The following is a 26,287-nucleotide window of genomic DNA, read 5'->3' as shown; positions in this document are numbered from 1 at the left end:
GTCTTGGGGTGCTTGTCAAGGCGGGAAAGATGCCTTGACAAGCACCCCAAGACCGCAGGGGAGGCTTCGTATCGGGGTGCGGGGGTGGTGTGGGTGCCTCGATGGTTGGGTGCATCGGTGCGGTTTGGTGGGTGGGTGGTCCGTGAAGGGCTCCTGCGCTGGTTGCGGTGGTGGGTGGGGGTCCGTGAAGGGCTCCTTGAGGGAATCTAGGTACGTGAAGGGGCCCCTCACGGCGGCTCGGGTCGTGAGGGGCCCCTTCACTGCCAGTCGGTGGACGTGAGGGGAACCCTGAGGGACTCAGAGTCCCTCAGGGTTCCCCTCACGTCCAAATAGAACCAGGCCAAGCGGAAATGGGCTTACGGCAGAACCAGACCGTAGGCGCTCAGTGCGGCGGGGACTGGCTGGAAGAAGGTTTCTCCGCCGGAGGTGCAGTCTCCGCTGCCGCCCGAGGTGAGGCCGATTGCGGTGGCTCCGTCGAAGAGCGAGCCGCCGCTGTCGCCGGGTTCTGCGCAGACTGTGGTGTCGATCAGGCCGTTCACGGCGCCTTCCTGGTAGTTCACCGTGGCGTTGAGCGCGGTGACCTGGCCGTCGTGGACGCCGGTGGTCGAGCCGCTGCGGGTGACCGTTTCGCCGACTGTCGCGTCGCCCGCGGCGGTGATTTGCTGGCCGGTGTTGATGGCGCTCGGGGCGTCTACGCCGGAATCGTAGGTGGCGTACGAATAATCCGTGCCGGGGAAGTTCGCGCCGGACGTGCTGGCGATGTGCTGCGAGTTGCCTTGGTCGGCCCACCAGTCGTTGGTCGCCACGCCGCAGTGTCCGGCCGTCAGGATCGCGGGCTGGCCGCTCGAGGTGTGCACGTTGAAGCCCAGCGAGCAGCGCAGGCCCTGGCCCCAGATGGCGTCGCCGCCGCTGATCAGCGGGCGCAGTTTGCCCTTGGTCTGCGCGAAGCGGGCCTTGTCGCCGAAGCGGTGCACCGCGCCGGTCACCTGGGCGAGTTTGGCTCCGGTCACCGTCGAGTCGGCGGTGACGAGCACCTGGCCGGACCGAGGGTCGACGCGCCATGCGGTGCCGGGGACGGCCGCGGTGCGCGCCAGGTCTGCGGTGACGGCTTTCAGTTGGGAGGCACGATATTTCACGAACTTCGGCGTCGCGCCGGCCGCGCGGACCTGGTCGGCGGCGGCCTGGTCGGTGACGGTGACCGTCAGCCGCGAACTGGACTTGTCATAGTACGAGCCTACGGTGCGGTCGCCGAGCGACTTCGCGATGCTGGCGGACATGGCGGTCGCGGCTCTCGCGTTCAGCGGTGCCGCCGACGGCTGGGCAGCCGCGACGCCCGAGGCGGCGAAAACTGATCCAGCGGCCAGAACCGCCGCGGCGAAGGCGATGCCGCCGCGTCCGCCGTGTCTTTGACTGAGTGCTGGGATCATGCACATCTCCGTTTCTTGCGAATAGGACGATGGCGCACCGCGGTCAGCTAATGCGGGCGCAATTCGCAGTTTAGGGACGACTGGCAATCGCTTATACCCACGAAAGTCGCGAATCCCGTTCGGCTTTGCTGTCCAGTGGTGCTCGCCGTCCGCTCAACGGAAGTCCGAACTCCGCGTATCCGAACCATTGGCAGCTCGTTGAACAGCGCAGACGCCCTAGCCGGAACACTGTATTCCGCGTTCGGTTCATCCCGGTAATCGACGTTCGTGCCGCCGCGCACGGTTCGGCATCCGGCGGTATCCCTCCTTTCGACGGTGTTCGGACTCCGGCGGCCCTGGGACTCTGTGGTTTCCATAGCGGGCCCGGCGCCCGCGAAAGTGGTCCCCCCGGCCGTATCCCCGGCCGAACTTCTGCCTCTCCCGCGATTGGCGGGATTGGTTGCTATGGAAGGGAAAGCGATGCGGAAAATAATGCTGGCGGTGATGGGCGCGGCTGCCCTGCTGTTCGGAGCGGCCGCACCGGCGATCGCGGCGCAGCCGGCCATCATCGGAGGCAGCGACGCCAGCGAAACCTACTCGTTCATGGTGTCGCTGGACAACGGCTGCGGCGGCAGCCTCGTCGCGCCGCAGTGGATCATCACGGCGAACCACTGCGGCCAGGCCTCGACCGCGCGGATCGGCGCCATCGACATCAACGCCGGCGAGGTCGGCCAGATCGACAACGTGATCACGGACCAGGGCACCGATCTCACCATGATGCACCTGAGCCAGCCCGCCCAGTCCGCGCCGGTCGCGATGGCGCAGAGCAACCCGACTCCGGGAACGGGCGCGCGACTGCTCGGCTGGGGCTGCACGAGCTGGCCCAACTGCCAGACGGCGCAAACCCTGCAGCAGATCGACCTCCAGGTCCTCGACAGCAGCGCGTGCGCGGAGGGCGGCGGCGGCGCGGGCGACGTCTGCATCTCCGGCGACTACGCGCATTCCGCGTGCCACGGCGATTCGGGCGGCCCCGCGATCGTCGGCACCACCGGGAACTGGACGCTGGTAGGCGAAACCCACGGCCCCGGCGACAACGGCGGCGAATGCGCCACCACCACCCTCTACACCGGCATCGCCCAGTACATGTCGTGGATCCAGCAGCAGATCGGAAGCTGAACCCTGTCCCGGAAAACCTCTTTCGGAGAGGAAAAACCATGATCCTGCAACGCTTTGGCCGACTGGCCGCGGGCGCGGCCGTCGCGTTAGTGCTGCCGCTGACCGGCGTCGGCACTGCGACCGCCGCGCCGCTGGACGCGGTGGAGCTGTACTACGACGCCAGCGGTCTGCCCGACTACCAAGCCGAGGCGACCCAAGCCACGGCGAACTGGAACAACTCGGTGCACAACGTCCACCTGAACAGCGGCGGCGCCGCGACCATCATCATGCACGAAACCACCGGCGGCGGTTCCTACACCCAGACCGACGGGCACGGCACCGGCGACATCTACATCGACACCCAGCAGGTCGCCGAGGGCAACGACCCGACCCGGATCATCGCCCACGAGATCGGGCACAACCTCGGCCTGCCCGACCACTACGAGGGACCGTGCTCGGAACTGATGTCCGGGCACGGGCCGGGAATCACGTGCAAGAACGCGATGCCGGACGCTCAGGAATCGGCACAGGTGGACTCGAACTTCGCGAACGGTTTCGCGACGGTTCGCTTGCCTGAGAAGCACATCTTCCGCTGAGACGCCGACGCTCGCCGGGTGCGTGTCGCTTCCGGCGAGCGTCGCCGTGCCCTGGAACCCGAGGCTCGGGTTCAGGGGCGGTCGATTTCGAGGTCGTGGAGGATGCCCGGACACGGTGTCCGACGGTTCGCTTGCCTGGCAAGCAGATCCACCCCTGAGCCGTCGACGCTCGCCAGAAGCGAACTGCTTCCGGCGAGCGTTGCCGTGCCCCGGAACCCCCGGCCCGGGCTCAGGGGCGGGCGATTTCGATGCCGTCGGGGATCCCCGGACGCGGTGCCAGACGATTCGCTTGCCTGGCAAGCACATCCGCCCCCGAGACGCCGACGCCCGCCGGAAGCACTGCTTCCGGCGAGCGTCGCCGTGGCACACAACCCGGGCCGCGCTCAAGCCCGGGCGACCTCGACGTCGTCGAGAACCCCCAGCGCGTCCGGGACCAGAACCGCGACGGAGTGGTAGGCACTGACCAAATAGGACGACACCGCGCGGTCGTTGATGTGCATGAACCGCACGTTCAATCCCGGCCGGTATTCGTCGGCGAGGGATTTCGGCCGCAATCCGATGACGCCCGCGTCGTCTTCCCCGGTGCGCATGGCGAGCACTGAGGTGGTGCCCGCCTCGGTGACCGGGATTTTGTCGCACGGCAGGATCGGGACCCCGCGCCACGCGGTGACGGGTTTCCCGTCCACCACGACCGGCTCCGGGTAAATGCCCGCCCTCGTGCATTCGCGGCCGATAGCGGCGATGGCCCGCGGATGCGCGAGGAACAAGCGCGTTTTGCGCCGGCGGCAGAGCAGTTCGTCCAGATCGCCCGGCGTCGGCGGACCGGTGCGCGTCGTGATCCGGGATTTGAGGTCGGCATTGTGCAGCAGGCCGAAATCCGGGTTGTTGACCAGTTCGTGTTCCTGCCGTTCCCGCAGCGCTTCGACGGTGAGCCGCAATTGCTGCTCGAACTGGTTCATCGGGTCGTTGTACAGGTCGGTGACGCGGTTGTGCACCCGCAGGACCGTCTGCGCCACCGCGAGGTCGTACTCGCGCGGCGAGGGTTCGTAGTCGACGTAGGTGCCGGAGAGGACCGGCTCGCCGTCGTGGCCGGCGGACAGGTCGATGCTCGCTTCGCCCTTGCGGTTCTGCGGTTTCTGCGGCTGGGACACCGCCTGCGCGACATGGGCGCGCAGGGAATCGAGCCTGCCGTTGAGCCGGGCGTACGAGCCGGCGGGCAGCACCAGCGCGACCACCCTGGTCGCGGCGCGGGCGGTGAACCCCCAGGTGGCGTCGTCCCTGGCGAGGAGTTCGCCGCCGAAGTGGTCGCCGTCGGTGGCGGTGCCCAGGTGGGTCTCCGCGTCGTAGTGCCCCTCGCCGTGCCGGGTGACCTTGCCGTGCACGACGAGCACGAGCTGGTCCAGCGGGTTCCCGGCGGAGACGAGCGTGCTGCCCGCCTCGTACTCGCGCTGTTCGAACGCGTCGGCCAGCACGCCGAGGGCCGCTTCGTCGGCGAAACCGCGCAGCAGCTCAAGTTCGGTCAGCTCGAGCGGGACGACCTGCACCTGCGCTCCGGTCTGGAAGAAGCTCACCTTGCCGTCGCCGACGGTGTAGGCGAGCCGCCGGTTGACCCGGTAGCTGCCGCCGGGCACCTCGACCCACGGCAGCTGCGACAGCAGCCACCGCGGGGTGATCGAGCGCATCTGCGGCGCCGACTTGGTGGTCGTGGCGAGGGTGCGGGCCGCCTTGACGCCGAGGGAGAGCTGCTCCTGTTCGGTGATCGGCACCGGGCTCAGCCCTCCCGGCCGATTTCGGCGGCTTCGAGCACGGCGAGCGCGTCCGGAACGAGGACGGCGGCGGAATAGTAGGCCGAGACCAGGTAGGAGAGAATGGCCTGCTCGTTGATGCCCATGAACCGGACGTTGAGGCCCGGCTGGTATTCGTCGGGCAGCCCGGTCTGGTGCAGCCCGACCACGCCCTGGGCCTGCTCGCCGGTCCGCATCAGCAGGACCGAGCTGGTGCGGGTCTCGGTGACCGGGATCTTGTTGCACGGCAGGATCGGCACGCCGCGCCACGCGGGCACCTGGTTGCCGCCGAGGTCGACCGCGCCGGGGTAGATCCCGGCCTTGCTGCATTCCCGCCCGAACGCGGCGATCGTCTTCGGGTGCGCGAGGAAGAAGCTGGGGTCCTTCCACACCAGCGAGAGCAGCTCGTCGAAATCGTCCGGCGTCGGCGGGCCGGTGCGGGTCGGCACCCGCTGCTCGAAGTCGGCGTTGTTCAGCAGGCCGAAGTCGGAGTTGTTGACCAGCTCGTGCTCTTGCCGCTCCCGCAGCGCCTCGACGGTGAGCCGCAACTGCTGCTCGGTCTGGTTCATCGGCTCGCTGTAGAGGTCGGCGACCCGGCCGTGGACCCGCAGCACGGTCTGCGCGACGCTCAGCTCGTACTCGCGCGGGGAAGTGTCGTAGTCGACGAAGGTGCCCGGCAGCTGCGGTTCGCCGTCGTGCCCGGCGGAGAGGGCGATTTCGGCCTCGCCGTGTTCGTTGCGAGCCGTGTCGCCGCCCGCGACGAAAGACTCCAGGTGCGCCCGCAGCGTTTCCGAGCGGTTCAGCACGCCTTCGAACTCCTGGCGCGACAACGTCAGCACGGTCGCGGCGGTGACCGCCTTGGCGGTGAACTCCCAGATGCCGTCGGAGCTGGTGAGCACGTTCTCGCCGAAATAGTCGCCGTTCAACAGCGTGCCGAGGACAGTCTGGTCGCCGAAGGCGCCGACGCCGGCCTTCGTGATCTTGCCGTGCGCGATGAGGAACACCTGGTCGGCGCGGCTGCCGAATTCGGCGAGCACGTCGCCCGGCTGGTATTCGCGCTGCTCGAACCGCCCGGCGAGTTCGGACAGGGCCGCTTCGTCGTCGAATCCGCGCAGCGGCGCGAGTTCGCCGAGTTCGGGCGGGATGACGCGGACCTCGGAGCCGCTGGTCACGAACGTGACCCGGCCGTCGCCGACGGTGTAGCTGAGCCGCCGGTTGACGCGGTACGTGCCCGCGGAGACCTCGACCCACGGCAGCACCTTCAGCAGCCACCGCGAGCTGATGCCCTGCATCTGCGGCACGGACTTCGTGGTCGTGGCCAGTTGCCGCGCCGCCGCGCGGCCTAGGCTCAAGGGTTCCTGGTCTTCCACGTCCGCGGAGTCGACCGGATCGGTGACAGTCACAGCGAAACCACCTTGTCTGGGTAGCGAGCCCGGGTAACGAGCCTGGGATCGGGAGTTCTGGGATCAGGAGCGGTAGCGAGGGTTCGTGGCGTGCCATTCGAAGCCGCCGCCCATCCAGTCGCGGACGCCGGCGAGGAAGCGCTGCAGTTCCGGCGACGGGATCGAGAGCAGGGCCCGGTGCCCCTCCTCGAACTCGCGCACGATCTTGTTGTGCAGCGCGACCGTGGTCTCGACCGCCTCGGAGACCGGGCAGTTCCGGTCGGCGGCGATCTGCAGCACCATGTTGCAGACCGGGTTCTCGTCGGCGGCGTCCTTGGCCACCGAATGGAGGTCGTTGACCAGGACCGTCGCGGTGCCCGCGCGCATCATCGCCTCCCGCACGCGCGGGTCGTAGTAGAACGGCGCGGGCAGTTCGTACCCGCCGACGGCGTCGACGAGGGTCATCGAGGTGTAGAAGCTGTCGTGCTGGCGGGCCGCCAGGTACTCCCAGGCCGGGGGATAGCGCCCGGTGTGGCGCCACGCGGCGTAGGCGCCCCAGCTGACGAACATCGCGAACGTCGAGTAGCACACCCGCTGGACCAGCACCGGCGAACCGTGCCTGCCGAGATGGTCGACCGCGGAGCGGAACCCGACCCGGATCGGATCCGCCCGCAACGCCTCTTCCAGCGGCTCGGAGAACTCGCCGGCGGGCGCGACCGGGTCCATCGCGGCCATGACCAGCGCCAGCCGCGGCGGCAGTTCGGTCGGCGAGGCGCCGAGGGAACTGTCGTCGGCGTAGTAGTCGTCGGCCGCCCACCACACCGCGTTGAGCTGCGCGGCGATCAGCAGCCGGTCGGGATCGGAGGTGTCCGGGTGGGCGAGCATCACGAGCCTGCCGAACGTGGCCTGCGCGATCTGGTCCAGCCCCTCGCCCTCGAACCCGCAGTCCTCCGCCCACGCGACGAGCCGCCGGTCGACCTCCTCGGCGAGCGGCTCGTCCACCCGGCGCACGACCGGGCAGTACAGCGGCGAGGCGCTGCCGTCGCCCCATTCCCGTTCCGCGTATGCCGGATCCTGGCCGCCGGACGGCGCGAATTGCTCCGCGATCCGCGCCGCGGAGGTGCCCAGCCCGAGCGGGCCTGCGAACGCGAGATCCGGGCGGACCGCTGCGATTCCGGACATGTCGGCCCGCCCGGTCAGACGCGGTCGGCGGCGATGAGCAGGTAGTGGAAGCTGCCCTCGCGATAGGCGGTCAGGAACGGCGCCTCGATGCCGGTCGCGACCGACGACTGCTCGCGCAGCTCCCAGTACGGGATCGTCGCCTCGGTCAGGTCCACGACGTTGATCGGGACGAAGCCGTTGGCGGTCAAGGCTTTGAAATAGTCGCCGCGGGCGTGGATATTGCAGATGTAATGCTGGTCGATCTGGCTCACCGCGCGCGAGCGCCCGCCGGTCAGGTCGTTGTAGCAGCCGGTGATGGTGACGAATCGCCCGCCCGGGGCGAGCTGCCGCGCGTGTTCGGCGAACAGTTCGTGCAGATCGACGTACATCGTGCTTTCGTTGTTCCAGATCCCGGCGAAATCCCCGCTTTCGAATCCGGTGTCGAGCATGTTCCGGAGATGGAATTGCACCGCGCCGTCGATTTCGCGCAGCCGCGCCTGTTCATTGGCGAAGGCGACCTGCTGCTCGGAAATGGAGATCCCGTCCACCCGGCAGCCGAACCGCTGGTGCGCCTGCACGCTGGTGCCGCCGCGCCCGCACCCGGCGTCGAGCAGCCGCGCGGTGGGCTCGATGTCGCCCAGATGCCGCAACAGGAACTGCGACTGCGCGGTCTCCAGCCGGTGCATTTCGGCGATGATCGCCTTGTCCCGCTTTTCCCCGCGTCCGTCCAGAACGGACGGATCGTAGTCGCCGATGCCGTAGTGGTGGTGGTAAAGCCCGTCGACGTCGCCGAGGCGCAGGTTCACCGGATCCTTTTCGGCGTTCCAGTAGTCGGCGACCGACTGCTGATACGCGGTGCGGGCAACCGGACGGGCAACAGACGTCATCATGTACTCCCTTTTCGGACCGCAATTTCCGGTCGGCGCGCGGTGAACTGTGCCGGCGCGCGTCCGGACTGGCGGACGCGGTCGGCTTTTCTCCCTCCGCGTCCGAGGCTAGCGAGGATTCTTTTCCCCGGACAAGACGATTCGGAGGAATTCACTCGCGGGCTGGCGCGAGTCGTTTCGCGTGCCTCTTCTGGCCTAGGAAGCCACCCTTGCGGGGTGTTCGCGCGCGGGTCGCCGGGGCACGAACGATGCCGCCGGGGACACGGGAGGATGACGGCGGGCAACAGCGTGTGGACGATCCTGGCAGACGGGTGACGCCCGATAAGCCGAAGCGGTTCCAGGCCGCGGAACTCGGCGCGGCCGTCAGGCGGTCCGGGAGGTCAGCTGAAGCAGGACGACTCCTCCGAGAATCAATGCGAGGGCGATGATCCGCGTGAGGCTGACCGGTTCGTGCAGCCAGAAGATCCCGACGACAGCCGTGCCGACCGCGCCGATCCCGACGAACACCGTGTACGCCGTCCCGACCGGGACCGTCTTCATGCCGACGTTCAGGACGTACAGCACGAGGACGGTGAGCGCGCCGCAGATGAGCGTCGGGAAGAGTTTGGTGAAGCCGTCGGTGAGGCGAATGCTGTGCGCCCAGGCGATTTCGAGCAGCCCGGCCGCGACTACGGCGATCCAGCCCATCGTCAGGCCTCGTCGAGCGCGGCGCGAACGTCGGACGGCAGGGCGAGTTGCCGGGCGGCGACGAGGTCGGCGAGGTGGCGTGGGTTGCTCGTGCCCGGGATGACGGCGACGTTGGGCGCGAGGTCCAGGAGTCAGGCGAGGGCGAGCGTCGCCGCCGAAACGCCGATTCGCCCGGCAGGTTCGGTCAGTGGCGACTTCGCTCCGGCGAGTGCTCCGTTGCCGAGCGGACGGAACGCCAGATACGGGATCCCGGCGGCGGTGGTGGCGTCCAGGACGTCGCGGCCGCCGGAGTGTCCGACGTAATACTCGTTCTCCACGGACGCGATCGGCGTGACGTCGCGCGCCTGGTCCAGCAGGTCGAGGGTGACGTTCGAGATGCCGATCTGTTCGAGCAGTCCTTCATCGCGCAGTTCGGCGAGCGCGCCGACGGTGTCTGTCCACGGGACCGTGCTGTCGGGCATGAACCTGGCGTGCACCAACGGAAGCCGCTCGACCCCAAGCTGCGCGAGGTTGTCGCGGACGGCCGCTTTGATCGCACCCGGCGCGGCATCGGCGACGAAACCGCCGTCCGGACTGCGGCGCGCGCCGACCTTGGTGGCGATGAGCAGGTCGTCCGGGTAAGGCCGGAGCGCCTCGGCGAGCAGGCGGTTCGCGACCTCGGGCCCGTAGTAGCCGGACGTGTCGATCAGCCGGATGCCCGCGTCGACGGCCGCGCGGACGGCCGCTTTGGCGCGTTCCGGATCGGCCGGCTCGCCCAGGGCCTTCGGTCCCGCGAGCTGCATGGTCCCGTAGCCGATCCGGCCCGCGGTGCGGCCGGCGAGCGTGAACGAGTGCATGGTCTGCCCCCATCTCCCATGTGGACACTGTGTCCACTTACGACTGTACTCGATCCGGACACGCTGTCCAGATACAGTGACGGGGTGAACAGCAAGCCAGTAACCGAGCGGGCGGACGCCGCGGCGAACCGGCAGCGGATCCTCGCCGCGGCCGAGGACCTGTTCGCCACGAAAGGCCCGGACATCACGATGGGCGACCTCGCGTCGGCGGCGGGGGTCGGGCGGGGGACGCTGTACCGGCGTTATGACAGCGTCGCGGCGGTCGCGGTCGCGCTGCTGGACGAGCACGAGCGCCGGTTGCAGGAGGCGATGCTGTCCGGGCCGCCGCCGCTCGGTCCGGGTGCCTCGCCGCGGGAACGGTTAATGGCGTTCTACGACGCGATGATCGATCTGCTGGAGCGGCATTTGCCGTTGGCGCTGGGCGCGGAGACCGGGTCTCGGCGGTACCAGACCGGCGCGTACGGGTTCTGGCGGGTTTTCGTGGCCGCGCAGGTGCGCGAGGCCGGGTTGCGGGACGAGGCGCTGCCGGATGTGCTGCTGGCTCCGCTGGCGCCCGATCTGTACCAGAATCAGCGGCATGAGCGCGGAATGTCGGTTGCGGCGGTGAAGAAGGCACTGCATCGGCTGGCTTACGCGCTGCCGTCAGACTGAGTGGCGGGGTGGATCGGGTTCGCCGCGTGCGCCGCGGTGCGCTGATGCGATCGGTTGGTTTGTCCCGTGGCGGTGCCGATTGAACGGGAATGGCGGCGCGCCGATGCGATGCGGCTGGCTTGAAGCTGTCGGGTGGCGATTGAGCGGGCCGGAATCGGCGGTCGCGGAGTGAGTTCACCGGGCGCACAGCGGTGTGTTGGTGTGGATTTGGCCGGTTTGCCGTGCAGGTGGCGGTCGAGCAGGCCCGGGCGCCGATGCGGAGCGGCAGTTGAACGGGCCGATCCGGAGTAAATTCGCCGGATGAACAGCGGCACGCCGATGCGGATCGGCTGGATCTGCCTCGCGGCGGTCAGCGCGGGGATCCTCGGGTTCGGGATCGTGGTCGCCATCGTGCCGCCCGCCGGGGACGCGCTGCTTTACCGCACGGACGCGCTCGCCACCGCCGGGCTCGGGCCGCTGGGCGGGCTGACCGCGGTGCTCCCGTTCCGCGCGGGGGAGCGGTGGGCGTGGTTCGCGCTGTGGTTCTACCCGCTGTTCTGGCTCGCGCACTTGATCTTCCGGCTGCCGCCGGGCACCGATCACGTGCACCAAATCGTGTTCATCGTGTTGTCATTGGTGGGGCTGCTGGCGCCGGTGCGGTCGTTCTTCCGGCCACCGGTCGAGGGGCATCACGCGCGCCGGTAGTCCGTAATCGGGTACGGCAGCGGGCCCGCCGTGTCATCATTCCGGCGTGTCCACCAGAAAGCCCGCTGTGGCAAGGGATTCCGCCCGGAAAACGACTCCGGCGAGCGGTCGGGTCATCGCTCTGCGTGCCGGGTTGTGCTGGCTCGTGGTGCTGGTGGCCGGCGGCGCGGCGGCGGTGGGGTTCGTCAGCGCCAGCACGGTGGCGGCCGCGGCGGGCTTGCTCTTCGGCCTCCTGCTCGCCGCACTGGCGACGTCCGCGGCGTTCATGTTCTCCGGACGCGGCTGGTTCCTCGTCGGCGGCTTCCTGCTGACCGCGTTCTACCTGGTCTGCGTCGGAGTGACGTCGGTCGGCTATCTCGCGGCGACCGGCGATCGGTACAGCGCGATCGCGGTGTCCTCCGAATGCCACCATGTCAAGGGCGGCACCGCCTGCACCGCACGGGTCAACCGGCCGGACGGCACGCTGCTGTCCGAGGAACTGTCGGTGAAGTCGCAGATGAAAGCCGGCGAGACGGTCGACGTCGTCGAGGACCGGGCGGGCATCGTGGCGACACATCGCGCGGACGAGCTGGATCCGGACGCACTGCCGGCCGACCTGGTGTGGCTGGGGGCGTCGGCGGGGCTGCTGGCCGGGTTGTTCGGGTTGAGCGCGTGGATGGGGTTCCGAAGGCCGCTGCCTCGCCGCCGCTGACTTCGCGGGGATGTCTGCTCGTTCGTCTCTGGCTCCGGCGCGGGGCGATGGTCATGCTCCAGTCGGAACCGTTCGACGCGGGAGGACGCCTTCATGACCATGCAGCCTGAACGCGGCGCGGACGTGCCGCTGCCCGACTTGTGCGTGCACGAGCTGTTCGCCCGCTACGCCGCCGGGGCGCCCGAGGCGACGGCCGTGCTCTTCGGCGACGAACGGCTGGACTACGGCGAGCTGGACCGTCGCGCCAACCGTTTCGCGCATTTGCTGCGAGCGCAGGGAATCGGGCCGGAGACGCCGGTCGCGCTGTGCCTGGAACGCGGGACGACCCTGTTGGTCGCGATGCTCGGAATTCTCAAGGCGGGCGGCTATTACGTCCCGCTCGACCCGGGCTATCCGCCCGAGCGGCTCGCGTTCATGCTCGGCGACTCCGGCGCGACGGTCGCGGTGACCGAACGGGCGCTGGCGGACCGTGTCCAAGCCGCGCCGACGGTCGTTTTCGCCGACGAAGCCGACCTCAGCGGCTGGCCGGATGCCGCGCCGGTCGCGAAAGTGGTGCCGGACAACCTGATGTATCAGATGTACACCTCCGGCTCCACCGGGCTGCCGAAGGGGGTGCAGGTGACGCATCGCGGGGTGGTCCGGCTGGTGCACGGCTCCGGATTCGCCGATTTCGGTGCGGGAGAAGTGTTTCTGTTGCTGACGTCGTTGTGCTTCGACGTCTCGACGTTCGAGTTGTGGGGCGCGCGCGCCACCGGCGCGACGCTGGCCGTGCTGCCGCCGGGAGTGCCGACTGCGGCGTCGGTCGAGGAGGCGGTGCGCCGGTTCGGGGTCACGACGGTTTGGCTCAGCTCCGGGCTGTTCGGGCACGTGGTCGACGACCGGGTCACCGCGCTCGCCGGGGTGCGGCACGTCATCGCGGGCGGCGACGTCGTGCCGCCGGTGCAGGCGCGGCGGGTGATCGAGGAACTCGGGGCCGAGATGAGCAACGGCTACGGTCCGACCGAGTGCACCACTTTCGCTTGCGTGCACCGGGGGATGACGGTCGCCGACACCGCTGGGCCGATCCCGATCGGCAAGCCGATCGCGAACACGCACGCGTTTGTCACCGATGCCGACGGCGTGCCGGTCGAGCCCGGTGCGCGGGGCGAGTTGCTGCTCGGCGGTCCTGGTGTCGCGCGCGGCTATTTCCGTCGTCCCGCGCTGACTGCGGAGCGGTTCGTGCCCGATCCGGCTGGCGGCGGCGGGCGGCTTTACCGCACTGGCGACGAGGTCGCGCTCCGGCCGGACGGTGCGTTCGCCTTCTTCGGACGGCTCGATCAGCAGGTCAAGATCCGCGGTTTCCGGGTGGAGCCGGGCGAGGCGGAAGCGGTGCTCACGGCGCATCCGCTCGTGCGGTCGGCCGTGGTGGTGCCATACGAACGCGACGGCGGCGACCGGGTTCTGGCGGCGCACGTGGTGGCTGCGCGGCCCGCTGTGGCTGAGTTGCGGAAATTCCTGCTCGCCCAGTTGCCCGCGCATTTGGTGCCGTCGCTGTGGTCGTGGCTCGACGAGTTGCCGATCACGCCCAACGGCAAGGTGGACCGCGCGGCGTTGCCGGAGCCGGCGGAAGCCGGGCCGACGGTGGAGTTCGTCGCGCCGCGGACGCCGGTCGAGGAGGCCGTCGCCGAGGTGTGGCGGGAATTGCTGGGCCTGTCTCGCGTCGGTGTCCACGACGATTTCTTCGCCGACCTGGGCGGGCATTCGCTGCTGGCGACTCGGGTGGTGGCGCTGCTGGGGGAGCGGTTCCCGGTGGAGCTGCCGGTGAGCGCGGTTTTCGAGGCGTCCACTGTGGAGCATCTGGCGGCGGAGGTGCACCGGGCGGTGGCGGATTATGTGGCGGCACTGTCCGATGTGGATGTTGAGCACGCGTTGGGCGAGCCGAACGGCTAGCGCCGCACAGTGGTGAGTATCGGATTGATGCTCCTGAGTTCACCGAGGAGGCGTGTGGCTCCGCGGCGGATCTCCTCGTTGGTGCTGTGCGTGAGCGGTTCGCACCTTTCGACTGCTGCGTCACGGTCTCCGGAGGTGAATCCCAAGACTTTACGGATCGCTTGCTCGATCCAGCCCGCCTGCTCCCAATTAGCTGTCGCGAGCGCTGTTGCCACCAGCCTGAGGCCAAGGGTGTCGAATCGCCGGAGCAAGGCTTCTGCGGTCGCGTAGGTGACGCCGGTGTCCCTGTTGTCCAGCACGAGCTTCACCAGTGCTTGTTGTGCCTCGGCGACTTCGGCGAAGCGTGCCAGTCCCCATCCGGCGTCGATCCTGTCCTGGTAGGCGGGGCTGCTCGCCAACGCGAGGAGCGAAGTCACGCACGCTTGTCTCGTTTCCGTGTCCACGAGTACAGCTTCCACCGGCGGCTGTCGTGGAGCAACGGGTTTCAGGCTTGTTCGATGACCGCGGCCAGGTCGGCCGCGACCCAGCGGATCGGCGAGGCGCGCGAGGTCTTCCCGAGCGCTGGTGCCGGTGCGTTGCTGCGCGAGACGACGAAGGTGCAGCGGAAATTGGCCGGGCGGCGCAAGCTGGAGTCGCCCTCGGACGGGCGGGCTCTTTCGCGCCGGGAACGGGAAGTGGCGGAAATGGTGGTGCGCGGGCCGGTTGATCGGCTGACCCAGCCGATTCCGGTGCCTGGCTCGAAGCTCTCGAGGAAATTTTCCGATTATTACCGCGTTTCCGGGGCGGGACAGCGGTGTCCCGGGACATGGAACAAGCGGTCGGGCCGGGGCCACCGCCGATGTACTGTCAGCGCGGATATTCGCCGAAAGCGCTCACGGAAGGGCTGTTTTCGCGGCTGCGACGGATCAGGGTGACTCATGAACTGCTGCGCGACGAAATACGCGATTCTGGACTTGGACGGAACCCTTCTTCCCGGGCACACTTCGAGGCATTATCTGCGGGTCCTGCTCGACGACGGCACCTGCGACCGGCAAGCGGGGCTGTCCTGCCTGGAGGCCATCGACCAGCTGGCGGGCAACGAGAAGGCTCCGCTCGGGCTGATGAACGAGATCTATCGGCTGTACGCGCTCGCGATGAAAGGCGCGTCGGTCGCGCAGGCTCGGTTCGCCGCGGAGAAAACTTGGCGGGCGAGCCGGGGGAAACTGTTTTCCTTTGTTCCGGAACTGCTCTCGCTGCTGCGGGCGAGCGGATACCGGATCCATCTGCTGTCGGGCAATCACGATTTCCCGGTGCAGGAGGCGGCGATCGACCTCGGGCTGTCCGGCGGGCACGGCGCGGTCGTGGAAGTGGCCGACGGCAGGTTCACCGGACGTCTCCTGTCCGCGCCCGGTGCCGCCGGAGGCAAGCTGTCCTTCGTGCGTTGCCTGGTCGAGGCGGCCGGGTTCGACGCGGAGAACTTCCTCGCGATCGGGAATTCCGCCTCGGACGCGGAAATCTTCTCGTGCGTAGGCAAGGCCGTGGCCTTCGAACCGGACGCGGAGCTTCGGCGGCTTTCCGCCGGTCAGCCCTGGCACGTCGTCGACCGGCGCACGATCCTGCGGGTGTGCGAGCGAGTGGTCGCGGGTGCGGAGGCTGCGTAACCGACGCTCCTTGACGGTGTACCCCTTCGAATTTACGCGCCGGTAGCGTGCCCGCAGTGAAGATAGTGTTGCGTGCCAACATGATCGCGATGAATAGCGTAGTCGGCTGACGCGGTCTCCTCGGTTGTCCGTTCGTTCCTCCGCGGGAAGTCAAGTCCTTGTTCCGCGCGCTGGAACATCGCTCTGCGTCCTCGTTTGGTCGCTCGCCGTCGACTGAGTCCTGGTATCGTCTTCCGGCGGAGGCGCGGCGGGCGCCGGAAACGGTTTCCGCTGATTCTCCCGATGTCGGCACGGACGGCACCATCCCCGCCGTCGTGGCCGGCTCGGTCGATTGCGGTTCCGGAGCCGACGCGCCCGCCGATCGCGGGGAGGCCGGAGCCGAAACGGCGGCGCGGCTCGGAGCGCGCCGCCGCGTCCCGGCGGAAACGCGGGATTGCCCGGAATATTCTCCGGCCCGACCGGCTATTCGCCGGGTTTTCGTGCGACGTTTCCGCCACGGCGTCCGACGAACGAATAGCGCTAGGATGCACCATTGTCACAGTCCGCGAACAAGACGGCGCGCGAATGCGTTATGGCGACGCAGCGTGACCGACTGTCCCCGGGTCGGAGGGTGGGCAGGTCGTCTGGCGAGGCGTGCAGGCCAACGCGCTGCGCCACTGGGGCGATCTGTTTCAGTGAACGGGTGCGACCGGTTGTGCCTGGCGCGGTCCTGGGCAAACATGAAGGCCGGGAGTGTTCGGCGCGAGAAGAGGAATTTGTCAGGAAAGACGCCGGTGGCGGACGAATCGGGCGGCAGCGGCGCGGAAGCGCCCGCGAGCGGCGGAGCGCGTCGGGACCGCGCAGGGCAGCGGTCGCGCAGCGGCGCCGGGACGGCGCCCGCGCGCGGGAACAGGGCTCCCCGGCGTCGCGCGCACGACAGACTTGTGGATTCGGTGGAGGTTGCGGTCGTGACTGTGAGCGACGATAACGGGCGGTGGGCTTGTACGAGCGTGGTGCCGCGCAGGCCGATTCCCCGCGCGCTTTCGATCCTGAGCGCTATCCGCGATTCGGGCGGGATCGAAACGCTGAGCGAGATATCGCGGTCGACCCGGTTGCCGAAAAGCACCGTGCACCGGCTGCTGGCCGAGATGCAAGGATACGGAATGGTCGTGCGGGCCGGATACCATTACCGGCACGGGGAAGCGGTGTGCCGGCTCGCCAGACCCGGTTCCACGCAGGAACTGCAGCGGCTGCGAAGAGGCATTCTCCCGTCTCTGATCGACATCCACTGGCGGACCGGTTACCTGGTCGGCCTCGGCGTGGCCAGCGGCAATGTCGTCGATTTCGTGCATCTGATCTACAGCAGCGGCTACTGTTCGCTGGCCGAGGGGATCGAAAACGATTCGCAGCTGGCCGGCAGCGCGGCGGGAAGAGTGCTGATGGCGTTCGACCCCGGCCTCGCCGCGCGGTTCGCGGTGTTCGCGGGATACCGGGGCGAGGACGAGAACGGCGGCGGGCTCCCGGCGTGGCTGAGCACGGAACTGCGCGAGATCCGGCGGCGCGAGGTGTCGTTCAACCCGCGGCTGCCCGGCGCGCTGATCGCCGCGGCGGTCCCGGTCTTCAACGTCACCGGGACGGCGGTGGCGGCGCTGAGCGTGGCGGCGCCGCGGCGGGTGTTCAATTCCCGGGAAGCGCATTCTTCGCTGCAGGCCACTCGGATGACGGCGCAGCGCATCCTCCGCGAAACGGTGGCGGCTGATTGGCGGAGCGCGAAATCCGGCCGTCCGGTGGAATAGCCGCGGGGGTTAGGGGCGTCCGGAAGGCGGAACGTCGTTCGGGGGAATGGCGCAATTCGGCTGAGGGCGCGGTGAACGGTCGGTTCCGCGGCGCGGCAGGGGCTTTCGGTTCGGTGGCGGCGGGCAGGCGACGCGCTCCCGCTGTGCCGCAGGGGATTTCGGCGCGACGCTCACTGGTCGCGGCTGGTCAACGCGATCGCGTCGGCGGCGACGGTCGCCAGGCGGCTCCGGAAGGCCGTGAGGGGAACCTTCACGGACTCTGAGTCCCTCAGGGTTCCCCTCACGGCGCAACCAGCTCGTCGCGATCGCCGGGGCGCTGGTTGAGGGTTGGCTGGTGGAGTTCAGAGCAGCGTGCAGCGACCGGTTTCTGCCGTTCGGCGCGGATTTTCGGCGAGATGCTGCTGTCCGGTGCAGGTCGTGCTGTCGCGCGGGGCCGTGGCCTGCCAGCCGGGCGGGGGAGCGGGCGAGGGGATTCTGGTGCGCGGGAAGGGTTTCCGGCTCTGGGGCCGCTGATCGGCGCAGGCGGAGCCACCGCTTGCGCACTGAACCCGCGCGGAGGGCCGCAGCGCCTTTCGCCCTGGGACCAAAGACTCCCGCGTCGCGGACGTCCTCCCGCAGTGCCGCCGGGCTGCCGCGGCCTAGCGTCGGCCGCGGGAACGACAAGGAAAACCGGCTGGAGGAGGCATGTGATGGACGAGGAGCGGAGGGCCCCGGGGCAGGGGGCTGCCCGCCGCCGGCCCGCGGAACGCGGCAAGCACGGTGCCGCGCTCTGCCGGGGAGCCGGAGAACAGGGCAGGGAGAACCGGGAACCATGGCGGTGAGCAGGCCGGTGGTCGTCGGGGCCGACGGGTCGACGGCGGCGCTCGCGGCGGTCCGCTGGGCGGCGGTCGAGGCCGGGCGGCGCGGCACCGGGCTCGTGGTGTTCCACGCCGAATTGTGCGACGACCCGGACCTCCTGCCGCACGGGAAACCGCCTGGCGACGCCGAACTCCTGATGGAGCCCGCGCGCCGGTTGCTGCGCCAGGCAGCCGAAACCGCCCGCCAGGCCGCGCCGGCGGTCCCGGTGCGGATGTGCGTCCGGCTCGGGACCGCGGCTGAACTGCTGGCGGCGCTGTCCGACGAAGCCGGGCTGCTCGTGCTGGGCGCGCACGGGCTCGGCGGGGCGCGCGGCGGGGCCATCGGATCGGTGGCGTTGCGGGCGGCCGCGTCCGCGCGCTGTCCGGTGGTGGTCATCCGGGGCAGCGCGGCGGCGGGCGGACCGGTGGTGGTCGGCCTCGACGACTCCGACGGCGGCGAACGCGCGCTCGCCTTCGGCTTCGACGCCGCCGTTTCGCGCGGAACCGGACTCGAGGCGGTGCACGCGTGGCACGACGGCCGTCCGGGCCGGGAAAGCGGATTGCGGGAGCAGGTGGCCGCGTGGTCGCGCAAGCATCCGGGCGTGCCGGTGCGCGTGCATGTGGTGCGGGTGCGCTCGGCGGCGCGGGCGTTGTCCGGGATTTCGGCCGGTGCGCAGCTGATCGTCGCGGGAGCCCGAGCGCACGGCCCCGTCGCGGGCGGGCTGCTCGGTTCGACGGGATATTGGCTGCTGGCGCACGCGGCTTGCCCGGTCGCGGTGGCCCGCTGAGCAAGGTGTCCTAAGTGGACCTCTGAACTCGCCGTTTCCAGGGGCGCGGCCCGGCCGGTGACTTTCGGCCTTCGGCTTCGGGCAGTCCGGCCGCGTCGCGGGACCGGGCGGGCGCGGTTTCCTGAAGGGCGACACCGTTCCCGAGAGAGGAGTGCGCAATGACGTCATTGTTGGCGCTGCCGAACCTCGCCGCCTGGCTCGACCGGCCGTGGCCGTTCGCCGCGTCGAACTGCCGGGTTTCGACCCGGAGAAGCACATCCGCGTGACGACGCGCGACGGCCTGCTGACCGTCGAGGCGGACCGCGAGGAACGCAAGCACCTCGACGGCCGCAGCGAATTCTCCTACGGCAAGTTCAGCCGCACGGCCCGCCTGCCGCCGGGGCGGTGACCGGCGAGGTGGCCGCCCGCTACACCGACGGCATCCTCGAGATCTCGATGCCGCTGGCCGGGCAGCCGCACGAGCGGCGGATCAAGATCGAGGTCGAGTAGCGCAGGGCGCTCGGCGGTCCATTGTGGACTGCCCGGGTGGGCGCGGGGAGCGGCTCATGACGGTGGCGGTCAGGCGCGAGGTCGGCGGCGGTGCTGGAGCGGAGTGGCTCCATTGCGAACCGGCTGGGTGCGAGGAGAAGCGCATGACCGTGGCGAACGAGCGCGAGATCGTCGTCGGTGCCGACGGCTCGGCGAGCAGCGTCGCGGCGGTGCGGTGGGCGCTGGAAGAAGCGGCGGTGAGCGGCCGGACGGTCGCAGTGCTGCGCGCCTGGACCTTCGACCCGGTAGCGGATCTGGAGTCGGCGGTCGCGCGCTCGTACGAAGAGATCGCGTCCCGGTACCGGCACGAGCTGGACGCCACTGTCGTCAGGGCGTCCCCCGGCGCGGACCTGGCGCGGGTGCGGACCGGAGCCATCGACGGTGCGCCCGGTCCGGCGCTGGTCCGCTCGGCCGAAGAACGCGGGCCGCTGCCGGACGTGGGCAACGCGGGCGCCGCTCGCCCTGATCCCTTGCTGTGAGGAGCCCGAGATGAAGAGAACCCGTCAGGTACGCGCGGTGATGACGGCCGACGTCGCCACGGTCGAGCCGGATACCCCGGTCGAAGTCGCGCTCGCTGTGCTGGAACAGCGCGACGTGGGCGGTGCGCCGGTGGTCGGCGAGGACGGCCGGGTTCTCGGTGTCGTCACGTGCGAGGATCTGTCGAGGCGGCAGTCCGGTCGCTGTTTCGGGCGGATCGCTCGGCGCAGGGCCGGGGCGGTGGCCGAGGTGATGAGCGCGCCGCCGGTGACCGTCGGCGTGGACGACGACGTCGTGTTCGCGGTCCGGCTGATGAACACCCGCCGGGTGCACCGCCTCCCCGTGCTCGGCGCCGACCGCATCCTGTCCGGCATCGTCTCGCGCGGCGACCTCGGGCGGGTGTTCCTGCGGCCGGACAGCGAGATCCGCGACGAGGTGCGCGACGAGGTCCTGGACCGCGAGCTGTGCGTCGACCCGGCGTCGCTGGAGATCGTGGTGCGCGACGGCGTCGTGTCGCTCACGGGCACGGTCGAGCGCCGCAGCATGGTGCCGGTGATCCCGGTGATGCTGGCGCTGGTCGGCCGCGTGGACGGCGTGGTGGCGGTGAAGGAGCATTTGCGGGTGGGAGTGGACGCCCGGATCGTCCTGGCCGACGAACCGGCCGCGGGCAGCGTGCCCGGGTGACTCCTGGTTCCCCGTCGCCCGGCGGGAGCAGCAGCTGTGTCCTTTTCGGACGGTGGTCTCTTCCCGTGTCGGGGACGGGGTGCCGCAATCTGTCTATTGTGGAACTGGATTCCGCCGTCGGGCACCCGCCGGAGTCGTCCACTGTGGAACGCACCCGCCGGGGCCCGGGTTCTGCGGCCCGCGTGCACCGTCCGGACCGCGGTTGCGTGCCGAATGCCGCCCACGCCGGGAAACGCCCGCCGCAGCACGGTCGGAGAGACGCTTTCGTCCCTGCGGGAAGGGACTTCGGGCTCTGTCGGAGTCCACCATGGACCGGGCCGCCGGGACCGGCGGCGGAACGGGAGGCGGCCGGTGTCCCGGAACAAGCCCGGCGGCGTGGTGCTCGTCGGGCTCGACGAGTCGGCGGCATCGCTCGCCGCGGTCCGGTGGGCGGCCGCCGAAGCGCGTTGTCACGGCGGAACTTTCTCCGCAGCGGTGAAGGTCTGGACCGAGGAGGGGCGATGCGCGCACAGCCCGGCGACTGGCTGGTGGTGAAGAGCGCCCGGGAGGAGTTCCCGGACCAGCACGGCCGCATCGTCGCGGTCGGGACCGCGGACGGCGGGCCGCCGTTCACGGTCCGCTGGTTCCTCGGCGGCTATGTCTCGACGATCTTCCCCGGCCCGGACGCGGTCGTGCTCACCGAGGCCGAACGGCGAGCCCCTGCGCCGAACGGCGGAGCGGCCCGGCACTCCCGCCGCGCCGGGAACCGCCCTCGGCGCGGCACTGAGGACGTTGGTCCTTCGCGCCGGTGACTCCGGACCGGCGTGCCGGGCCGGTCGGCTCGCCTAGTTTCGAGTCAGTACCAGGGAAAGGACGGGGCTGATGCGCGCACGCGATCTGATGTCCTCGCCTGCGGAGACGGTGCGTCCGTGGACCTCCGCCGACGAGGCTGCCGAGATTCTGGCCGAACGCGGCTTCCCGGCGCTGCCGGTGGTGGACGACGACGAGCGGCTGGTCGGCATCGTCACCCAGGCCGAACTCGGCCGCGGCCGGACCCCGGGACAGCCGCGGTACGGCAGCCCCCGTCCGTACCACCCCGGTGCGATAGAGACGACCGTCGGCGCGGTGATGACCTCGCCCGCGGCCGGGATGCCGCCCGGCGCGGACCTCGCCGACGTCTGCCGGGAGCTGGTGGACGCGAAGAGCCAGGCGATGCCGATCGTCGACGACTCCCGGGTGGTCGGCATCGTGACGCGCGGCGACGTGGTCCGGGTCCTCGCCCGCGCCGACACCGCGATCGCGGCGGACGTGCGGCACCGGCTCGAGGTCTACGGCGGGACCGGACGCTGGAAGGTCGAGGTGCACGAGGGGATCGTGCGCATCACCGACCGCTACGACGACGAAACCGACCGTGACGTCGCGACGCTGCTGGCGCTCGCGGTGCCCGGCGTGGTGGGAGCGGACCAAGCCGGCGACGGAGCGCGCAGATGACCGGCCGCGACCGCACGGTGCTCGTCGGCATCGGCGGATGGGACGGGGCCGCCGAGGCGGTCCGGTGGGCCGCCCGGCTCGCCGCGGGCCGCGACCTGGAACTGGAACTCGTGCACTGCCTGCAGACTGCCGTGCCAGCCGCGAGCGGAGGTTTCGCCGGGCCCGGACCGCTTTTCGAGGACGCGCCCGCCGCGTTCCCCGCGGCGGAGGACGACCTGGCGGTTCCGGCCCGCGTCCGCAACGAGGTGTACACCGATTCCGCGCCCGCCCTGCTGATCGACCGGTCCCGGGACGCCCGGATGGTCGTGCTCGGCCGCACCGGGACCGACGGGTTCACCGGCATGCTGGCCGGCGCGGCGACGGCGGCGGTCGTGAGCAACGCGGGCTGCCCGGTCGCGGTGGTCCGCGGCCGTCATGGCGACGGTCCGGTGCCGCTCGAAGGACCGGTGGCGGTCGGCGTCGACACCGGCCCGAACAGCGAGGCGGCGATCGCGGCGGCCTTCGAGGAGGCCAGTTTCCGCCGGGTCCCGCTCGTCGCGGTGCACGCCTGGGCCGACGTCGTGTGCGACGCGATGGAGCGCACCGCGCGCCCGGTGCCGGTGTGGGAGACCCGCCGCCAGCCGGTCGAGGAACGGCTGCTGGCGCAGCGGCTGGACGGCTGGCAGGAGAAGTACCCCGACGTCCGGGTGCACCGGAAGCTGGTCCGGGACTGGCCGCGCCAGGCGCTGCTCGACGAGTCCGGGAGGGCGCAGCTGATGGTCGTCGGCAGCCGCGGCCGGGGCGGGTTCGCCGGGATGCAGCTGGGCTCGACCAGCCAGGCGCTGATCCACCACGCCTCGTGCCCGGTCCTCGTGGTGCGGCCGGAGGCGCGCCGCTGACCGGCGGGCGGGTATCTGGCGAAAGGACAACAACTGGGAATATTCCGGGAATGCTCGGACGGCGCAACCGGGAATTCCGGCGCGGTGATCGAAATTTCCGCCGAAGGAACCATTCCGGTTACACTCGCGCCCGCCCGGGCGGACCGACTACGCCGTTCGATCTTGTGGCGCACCACCGTACGCGCCCGCTTCCGCCCGGCGGACGAGGAAACAGCCACGTCTGGGCCTGCCGCGATCGCGACGCTTTTCCCGCGCGATTTCCCCGCGAAGAGAGAAGTCGGCACGCCCGTTTTCGCGTGCAGTGCCGAAAACCGCCGTTGCCGCCTTTTTCGCTCGCTTGACGGCCCCTCTCGCGAGCCGAGAGACTGAATTCCCAGTGGCGTCGCGCGGACGGGACGCGAGGGCCGGACGGGCGGGAGCCGGGGTGAACCAGCGGGACACACCCGAAGACGCGGGGCTGACGTTCCCTGATCAGCCGAGGATGGAACTGGACCAGCTTCTCGGCGAATTGGTGGAGCGCGCCCAGGAGGTCATCAGCACCCAAGGCAGGCTGCGCGGGCTGCTGCGCGCGACCCAGTCCATCACCGGCAGCCTCGCGCTGCCCGCGCTGCTGCGCCGTCTCGTGGAGTCCGCGTGCGAACTGGTCGGGGCGCGGTACGCGGCGCTGGGGGTGGTCGGGCCGGACGGGCGGCTGGCCGAATTCGTGCACACCGGGATGGACGCCGAGGCGGTCGCGCGGATCGGCCGGCTGCCCGAAGGCAAGGGCCTGCTCGGCGCGGTCGTCGAGGACCCGCGCCCGGTGCGGCTGGCCCGGCTGCAGGACGATCCGCGCTCGACCGGGTTCCCCGAAGGGCATCCGCCGATGACGAGTTTCCTCGGCGTCCCGGTGCGGGTGCGCGGCGAGGTTTTCGGCGACCTCTATCTCGCCGACGCGGAACAGGGCCAGTTCAGCGCGGAGGACGAGCAGCTGGCGCTCGCGCTCGCCGCCGCGGCGGGCAGCGCGATCGAGAACGCCCGGCTGTACGAGACCGCGCGGAACCAGCAGGAGTGGCTGCGCGCGTCCGCGGCGGTCACCCGGGACCTGCTGTCGGCGGATCTCGGCGATCCGCTGGGCCGCGTCGTGGACTACGCGCGGGCGCTCGCGTCCGCGGACCTGGTTTCGGTGACCCGCCCGGCGGAGCGGGAGGGCTACCTTTTCGTCGAACGCGCGGTCGGGGCGGGCGCGGAGCAGCTGGCCGGCAGGGAACTGCGCACCGAGTCCACTGTGGCCGGCACGGTGTTCGCCCGCGGCGAGCCGAGGATCGGTTCGTGGCCGGACGAGCTGTCGCGGCTGTCCGTGCCGTCCGTGCTGACCCTGAACCTCGACTCGGTGATGCTGGTGCCGCTCGCCGGGAACGGGACGGTGGCCGGGGTGCTGACCGTCTCTCGGCTGGCCGGACGCCCGGCGTTCACCGCCGACGACCTGGAGATCGCGGCCTGGTTCGCCGACCAGGCGGCGGTGGCGCTCGAACTCGCGCGGGTGCGGGCCGAACGCGAGGACGCCGCGCTGCACGACGAACGCGACCGGATCGCGGCACGGCTGCACAGCGAGATCCTCAACCGGCTCTACTCCGCCGGTCTGTCGCTGCAGACCACGGCCGGGCTCGCCAAATCGGCGGTGGTCGCGACCCGGCTGCGCGAGACGATCGCCGACCTGGACGACGTGATCGACCACGTGCAGCAGACCGTTTTCCGGCTCGACGACGTCCTGCCGCCCGCCCCGGAGCCGATCCGCGACCAGGTGCTGCGGGTGCTGGCGCGGGCGCGCGAGGAACTGGGGCTGGCGGTGTCCACGCAGCTGACCGGGAAGCTCGATCCGGTGCCCTCGGACGTCGTGGTGCCGTTGCTCGCCGACGCGCTGCGGCTGGTCTCCCGGCATACGTCGGCCGGATCGGTGGAGGTCGAAATCCAGGCGGAGGCGGCGCGGACGACGGTGACCCTCCGGTACGACGGCGGCGGCGACCTCGCCGTGACCGCCGCGGCGGAGATCGCCGCGCTGGCGGAGCAGGCCAGCCGCCGGGGCGGGACGCTGACCGTGGCCGGCGGTTCCCGGCTGAGCTGGTCCGTGCCGGTGAAAACCCGGCCGCGGACCGGCGATTGAGGACTTCAGGCGCTGCCGGAGCCCGGCGGCGCGCCGTATTGTCGACGGACGGACGAACCCAAGGTGGGAGAAGGACCGATGCTGCGGGTATTCCTGGTGGACGATCACGAGGTGGTCCGGCGCGGGGTCGCCGACCTGCTGGAGGAGGACCCGGAGATCGCCGTGGTCGGCCAGGCGGGCGACGTTTCGCAGGCGCTGGCGCGGATCCCGGCGCTGCGGCCGGACGTCGCGGTGCTCGACGTGCGGCTGCCCGACGGCAACGGCATCGAACTGGCCCGCGAACTGCGGTCCTGGTCGCCGGACCTGAACTGCCTGATGCTCACCTCCTACACCGACGAGCAGGCGATGCTGGACGCGGTGCTGGCCGGCGCCGCCGGATACGTGATCAAGGACATCAAGGGCATCGACCTGGTCTCGGCGGTCCGGGACGTCGGGGCCGGGAAGTCCCTGCTGGACGCGCACGCGGCGGCCGCGCTGATGGCGAAACTGCGCGACAGCGCGGAAAAACAGCGGGGGCCGTTGTCGCAGCTGTCCGAACAGGAACGCACGCTGCTGGGCCTGATCGGCGAGGGGCTGACGAACCGGCAGATCTCCGAGCGGATGTTCCTGGCCGAGAAGACGGTGAAGAACTACGTGTCGCGGCTGCTGACGAAGCTCGGCATGGAACGGCGCACGCAGGCGGCGGTGCTCGCGACGGAGCTGCGCGGGCGTCCGCATCGGCCGGGCGGTTAGCCGAGGTGTGCTCAGGTCCGTGAGGGGAACCCTGACGGACTCAGAGTCCCTCAGGGTTCCCCTCACGGACAGACGCCGAGCGCCGAGGGAGTGACGAGGACGTCCTCCAACGCCCGGCGCGGCGTCCGCGGCACCGGGGCGCCGTAGCCGAGGCGGAGCACGATCTGCGGCCAGAGCCCGCCGCCGAGCAAATCGCGGAGGCGGGCGCGGATCGCGGGCACTTCGATCGGCTGGGAGATGAAAGAGGCGTCGATTCCGCGGGCGGTGGCGGTGAGCAGGACGCGTTGCATGGCTTGTCCGGCGCGGAGCCGGTCGATCGGCTGGTCGGCGAACGTCCCGACCACCACGACCAGCGGCGCCGCGCCCGGTGCGCGGGAGCCGCCGCCGTAATCGCGCAGGACCCAGGTGTCGTCGGCGGCGACGGCTCCTCCGGCGGCGAACGGGACGCCGTCGCGGCGGTCGCGGCCGCGACCGGTCCAGCGCTGCCATT

At 70.4% G+C, this 26,287-nt stretch carries 28 protein-coding genes; 18 read left to right on the top strand and 10 right to left on the bottom strand.

Features of this window, described 5'->3' with window-relative positions; genetic code table 11:
* Positions 1-356: 356 nt before the first annotated feature.
* Positions 357-1,427 (bottom strand): S1 family peptidase, encoded by a 1,071-nt coding sequence (locus D0D37_RS37830; protein ID WP_244223811.1) that lies wholly within the window; start codon positions 1,425-1,427, stop codon positions 357-359.
* Between the two features lie 459 nt (positions 1,428-1,886).
* Between D0D37_RS37830 and D0D37_RS37825 the strand changes: the two genes are divergently transcribed.
* A complete protein-coding gene (locus D0D37_RS37825; RefSeq protein ID WP_208720349.1) occupies positions 1,887-2,582 on the top strand; it encodes a S1 family peptidase in 696 nt (231 codons plus the stop codon).
* A 38-nt stretch (positions 2,583-2,620) separates the two neighbouring features.
* Positions 2,621-3,157 (top strand): snapalysin family zinc-dependent metalloprotease, encoded by a 537-nt coding sequence (locus tag D0D37_RS37820; protein WP_116205385.1) that lies wholly within the window; start codon positions 2,621-2,623, stop codon positions 3,155-3,157.
* A gap of 383 nt (positions 3,158-3,540) precedes the next feature.
* On the opposite strand, the gene D0D37_RS37815 is transcribed toward D0D37_RS37820, so the two are convergent.
* From D0D37_RS37815 to D0D37_RS37790, 6 genes are all read right to left on the bottom strand, one after another.
* Entirely contained in the window at positions 3,541-4,932 is a 1,392-nt protein-coding gene (locus D0D37_RS37815; RefSeq protein WP_425267002.1) for a family 2B encapsulin nanocompartment shell protein, read from the bottom strand.
* Complete coding sequence (locus D0D37_RS37810; protein WP_116205383.1) at positions 4,929-6,344, bottom strand: family 2B encapsulin nanocompartment shell protein; 1,416 nt, start codon at positions 6,342-6,344, stop codon at positions 4,929-4,931. The genes D0D37_RS37815 and D0D37_RS37810 overlap by 4 nt, the downstream gene beginning before the upstream one ends.
* Positions 6,345-6,407: 63 nt before the next feature.
* Positions 6,408-7,505, bottom strand: coding sequence for a family 2 encapsulin nanocompartment cargo protein terpene cyclase (locus D0D37_RS37805; RefSeq protein ID WP_116205382.1), 1,098 nt, complete (start codon positions 7,503-7,505; stop codon positions 6,408-6,410).
* Positions 7,506-7,519: 14 nt separating this feature from the next.
* Positions 7,520-8,371, bottom strand: coding sequence for a geranyl diphosphate 2-C-methyltransferase (locus D0D37_RS37800; protein ID WP_116205381.1), 852 nt, complete (start codon positions 8,369-8,371; stop codon positions 7,520-7,522).
* Positions 8,372-8,734: 363 nt separating this feature from the next.
* On the bottom strand, positions 8,735-9,058 hold the full coding sequence (locus D0D37_RS37795) for a DMT family transporter (protein ID WP_116205380.1): 324 nt from the start codon (positions 9,056-9,058) through the stop codon (positions 8,735-8,737).
* Positions 9,059-9,189: 131 nt separating this feature from the next.
* Positions 9,190-9,894 (bottom strand): aldo/keto reductase, encoded by a 705-nt coding sequence (locus tag D0D37_RS37790; protein WP_116205379.1) that lies wholly within the window; start codon positions 9,892-9,894, stop codon positions 9,190-9,192.
* 84 nt (positions 9,895-9,978) lie between these two features.
* On the opposite strand from D0D37_RS37790, the gene D0D37_RS37785 reads away from it, so the two are divergent.
* The 4 genes from D0D37_RS37785 (at position 9,979) to D0D37_RS37770 (ending at position 13,849) form a co-directional block, all read left to right on the top strand.
* The gene (locus D0D37_RS37785; RefSeq protein ID WP_167493626.1) at positions 9,979-10,545 is read left to right on the top strand and encodes a TetR/AcrR family transcriptional regulator; all 567 of its coding nucleotides are present in this window, start codon (positions 9,979-9,981) and stop codon (positions 10,543-10,545) included.
* A 300-nt stretch (positions 10,546-10,845) separates the two neighbouring features.
* Positions 10,846-11,229 carry a hypothetical protein gene (locus tag D0D37_RS37780; RefSeq protein WP_116205377.1) on the top strand — a complete coding sequence of 128 codons (384 nt, stop codon included), beginning with the start codon at positions 10,846-10,848 and terminating at the stop codon, positions 11,227-11,229.
* A 46-nt stretch (positions 11,230-11,275) separates the two neighbouring features.
* Positions 11,276-11,920 (top strand): hypothetical protein, encoded by a 645-nt coding sequence (locus D0D37_RS37775; RefSeq protein ID WP_162834673.1) that lies wholly within the window; start codon positions 11,276-11,278, stop codon positions 11,918-11,920.
* Between the two features lie 93 nt (positions 11,921-12,013).
* Positions 12,014-13,849, top strand: a complete 1,836-nt coding sequence (locus D0D37_RS37770; protein ID WP_116205375.1) for a non-ribosomal peptide synthetase — start codon at positions 12,014-12,016, stop codon at positions 13,847-13,849.
* Here the strand turns inward: D0D37_RS37770 and D0D37_RS37765 are convergent.
* Entirely contained in the window at positions 13,846-14,292 is a 447-nt protein-coding gene (locus D0D37_RS37765) for a hypothetical protein (RefSeq protein WP_162834672.1), read from the bottom strand. The genes D0D37_RS37770 and D0D37_RS37765 overlap by 4 nt on opposite strands.
* 41 nt (positions 14,293-14,333) lie before the next feature.
* Positions 14,334-14,474, bottom strand: a complete 141-nt coding sequence (locus D0D37_RS46970) for a hypothetical protein (protein ID WP_162834671.1) — start codon at positions 14,472-14,474, stop codon at positions 14,334-14,336.
* A 292-nt stretch (positions 14,475-14,766) separates the two neighbouring features.
* Here D0D37_RS46970 and D0D37_RS37760 point away from each other — a divergent pair, with 292 nt between their 5' ends.
* The 12 genes from D0D37_RS37760 (at position 14,767) to D0D37_RS37705 (ending at position 25,797) form a co-directional block, all read left to right on the top strand.
* The gene (locus tag D0D37_RS37760; protein ID WP_116205373.1) at positions 14,767-15,489 is read left to right on the top strand and encodes an HAD family hydrolase; all 723 of its coding nucleotides are present in this window, start codon (positions 14,767-14,769) and stop codon (positions 15,487-15,489) included.
* A gap of 947 nt (positions 15,490-16,436) precedes the next feature.
* The gene (locus tag D0D37_RS37755) at positions 16,437-17,264 is read left to right on the top strand and encodes an IclR family transcriptional regulator (RefSeq protein WP_162834670.1); all 828 of its coding nucleotides are present in this window, start codon (positions 16,437-16,439) and stop codon (positions 17,262-17,264) included.
* 811 nt (positions 17,265-18,075) lie between these two features.
* On the top strand, positions 18,076-18,888 hold the full coding sequence (locus D0D37_RS37750; RefSeq protein ID WP_116205371.1) for a universal stress protein: 813 nt from the start codon (positions 18,076-18,078) through the stop codon (positions 18,886-18,888).
* A gap of 262 nt (positions 18,889-19,150) precedes the next feature.
* Complete coding sequence (locus D0D37_RS48255) at positions 19,151-19,276, top strand: alpha-crystallin domain-containing protein (RefSeq protein ID WP_244223810.1); 126 nt, start codon at positions 19,151-19,153, stop codon at positions 19,274-19,276.
* 244 nt (positions 19,277-19,520) lie between these two features.
* Positions 19,521-19,895 carry a universal stress protein gene (locus tag D0D37_RS37740; protein ID WP_116205388.1) on the top strand — a complete coding sequence of 125 codons (375 nt, stop codon included), beginning with the start codon at positions 19,521-19,523 and terminating at the stop codon, positions 19,893-19,895.
* Positions 19,896-19,905: 10 nt separating this feature from the next.
* Complete coding sequence (locus D0D37_RS37735) at positions 19,906-20,577, top strand: CBS domain-containing protein (RefSeq protein ID WP_116205370.1); 672 nt, start codon at positions 19,906-19,908, stop codon at positions 20,575-20,577.
* 351 nt (positions 20,578-20,928) lie between these two features.
* A complete protein-coding gene (locus tag D0D37_RS37730; RefSeq protein WP_116205369.1) occupies positions 20,929-21,111 on the top strand; it encodes a hypothetical protein in 183 nt (60 codons plus the stop codon).
* A complete protein-coding gene (locus tag D0D37_RS37725) occupies positions 21,078-21,368 on the top strand; it encodes a DUF1918 domain-containing protein (protein WP_116205368.1) in 291 nt (96 codons plus the stop codon). The genes D0D37_RS37730 and D0D37_RS37725 overlap by 34 nt, the downstream gene beginning before the upstream one ends.
* 70 nt (positions 21,369-21,438) lie before the next feature.
* A complete protein-coding gene (locus D0D37_RS37720; protein WP_116205367.1) occupies positions 21,439-22,047 on the top strand; it encodes a CBS domain-containing protein in 609 nt (202 codons plus the stop codon).
* Entirely contained in the window at positions 22,044-22,925 is an 882-nt protein-coding gene (locus D0D37_RS37715) for a universal stress protein (RefSeq protein ID WP_116205366.1), read from the top strand. Before D0D37_RS37720 ends, D0D37_RS37715 begins: the two co-directional genes overlap by 4 nt.
* 424 nt (positions 22,926-23,349) lie before the next feature.
* Positions 23,350-25,065 carry a sensor histidine kinase gene (locus D0D37_RS37710; RefSeq protein ID WP_162834669.1) on the top strand — a complete coding sequence of 572 codons (1,716 nt, stop codon included), beginning with the start codon at positions 23,350-23,352 and terminating at the stop codon, positions 25,063-25,065.
* A gap of 78 nt (positions 25,066-25,143) precedes the next feature.
* A complete protein-coding gene (locus D0D37_RS37705; RefSeq protein WP_116205364.1) occupies positions 25,144-25,797 on the top strand; it encodes a response regulator in 654 nt (217 codons plus the stop codon).
* A 62-nt stretch (positions 25,798-25,859) separates the two neighbouring features.
* Here the strand turns inward: D0D37_RS37705 and D0D37_RS37700 are convergent.
* A partial coding sequence (locus tag D0D37_RS37700; RefSeq protein WP_208720343.1) for a nitroreductase family protein occupies positions 25,860-26,287 on the bottom strand: 428 nt, incomplete at its 5' end.

It is taken from the genome of Amycolatopsis circi, assembly GCF_003385235.1.
In the GTDB taxonomy this organism is placed as follows: domain Bacteria; phylum Actinomycetota; class Actinomycetes; order Mycobacteriales; family Pseudonocardiaceae; genus Amycolatopsis; species Amycolatopsis circi.
Note: the sequence above shows the minus strand (reverse complement) of the source record. Positions and strands in the feature narration are given on the sequence as shown.

Excerpts from the sequence above, each read along its gene's own strand:
- D0D37_RS37830 (WP_244223811.1), bottom strand. The coding sequence starts at position 1,427 with ATGATCCCAGCACTCAGTCAAAGACACGGCGGACGCGGCGGCATCGCC.
- D0D37_RS37800 (WP_116205381.1), bottom strand. The coding sequence starts at position 8,371 with ATGACGTCTGTTGCCCGTCCGGTTGCCCGCACCGCGTATCAGCAGTCG.
- D0D37_RS37795 (WP_116205380.1), bottom strand. The coding sequence starts at position 9,058 with ATGGGCTGGATCGCCGTAGTCGCGGCCGGGCTGCTCGAAATCGCCTGG.
- D0D37_RS37750 (WP_116205371.1), top strand. The coding sequence starts at position 18,076 with ATGGCGGTGAGCAGGCCGGTGGTCGTCGGGGCCGACGGGTCGACGGCG.
- D0D37_RS37820 (WP_116205385.1), top strand. The coding sequence starts at position 2,621 with ATGATCCTGCAACGCTTTGGCCGACTGGCCGCGGGCGCGGCCGTCGCG.
- D0D37_RS37805 (WP_116205382.1), bottom strand. The coding sequence starts at position 7,505 with ATGTCCGGAATCGCAGCGGTCCGCCCGGATCTCGCGTTCGCAGGCCCG.
- D0D37_RS37735 (WP_116205370.1), top strand. The coding sequence starts at position 19,906 with ATGAAGAGAACCCGTCAGGTACGCGCGGTGATGACGGCCGACGTCGCC.
- D0D37_RS37705 (WP_116205364.1), top strand. The coding sequence starts at position 25,144 with ATGCTGCGGGTATTCCTGGTGGACGATCACGAGGTGGTCCGGCGCGGG.
- D0D37_RS37790 (WP_116205379.1), bottom strand. The coding sequence starts at position 9,894 with ATGCACTCGTTCACGCTCGCCGGCCGCACCGCGGGCCGGATCGGCTAC.
- D0D37_RS37715 (WP_116205366.1), top strand. The coding sequence starts at position 22,044 with ATGACCGGCCGCGACCGCACGGTGCTCGTCGGCATCGGCGGATGGGAC.
- D0D37_RS37760 (WP_116205373.1), top strand. The coding sequence starts at position 14,767 with ATGAACTGCTGCGCGACGAAATACGCGATTCTGGACTTGGACGGAACC.
- D0D37_RS37740 (WP_116205388.1), top strand. The coding sequence starts at position 19,521 with ATGACCGTGGCGAACGAGCGCGAGATCGTCGTCGGTGCCGACGGCTCG.
- D0D37_RS37770 (WP_116205375.1), top strand. The coding sequence starts at position 12,014 with ATGACCATGCAGCCTGAACGCGGCGCGGACGTGCCGCTGCCCGACTTG.
- D0D37_RS37780 (WP_116205377.1), top strand. The coding sequence starts at position 10,846 with ATGAACAGCGGCACGCCGATGCGGATCGGCTGGATCTGCCTCGCGGCG.
- D0D37_RS37720 (WP_116205367.1), top strand. The coding sequence starts at position 21,439 with ATGCGCGCACGCGATCTGATGTCCTCGCCTGCGGAGACGGTGCGTCCG.
- D0D37_RS37825 (WP_208720349.1), top strand. The coding sequence starts at position 1,887 with ATGCGGAAAATAATGCTGGCGGTGATGGGCGCGGCTGCCCTGCTGTTC.
- D0D37_RS37725 (WP_116205368.1), top strand. The coding sequence starts at position 21,078 with ATGCGCGCACAGCCCGGCGACTGGCTGGTGGTGAAGAGCGCCCGGGAG.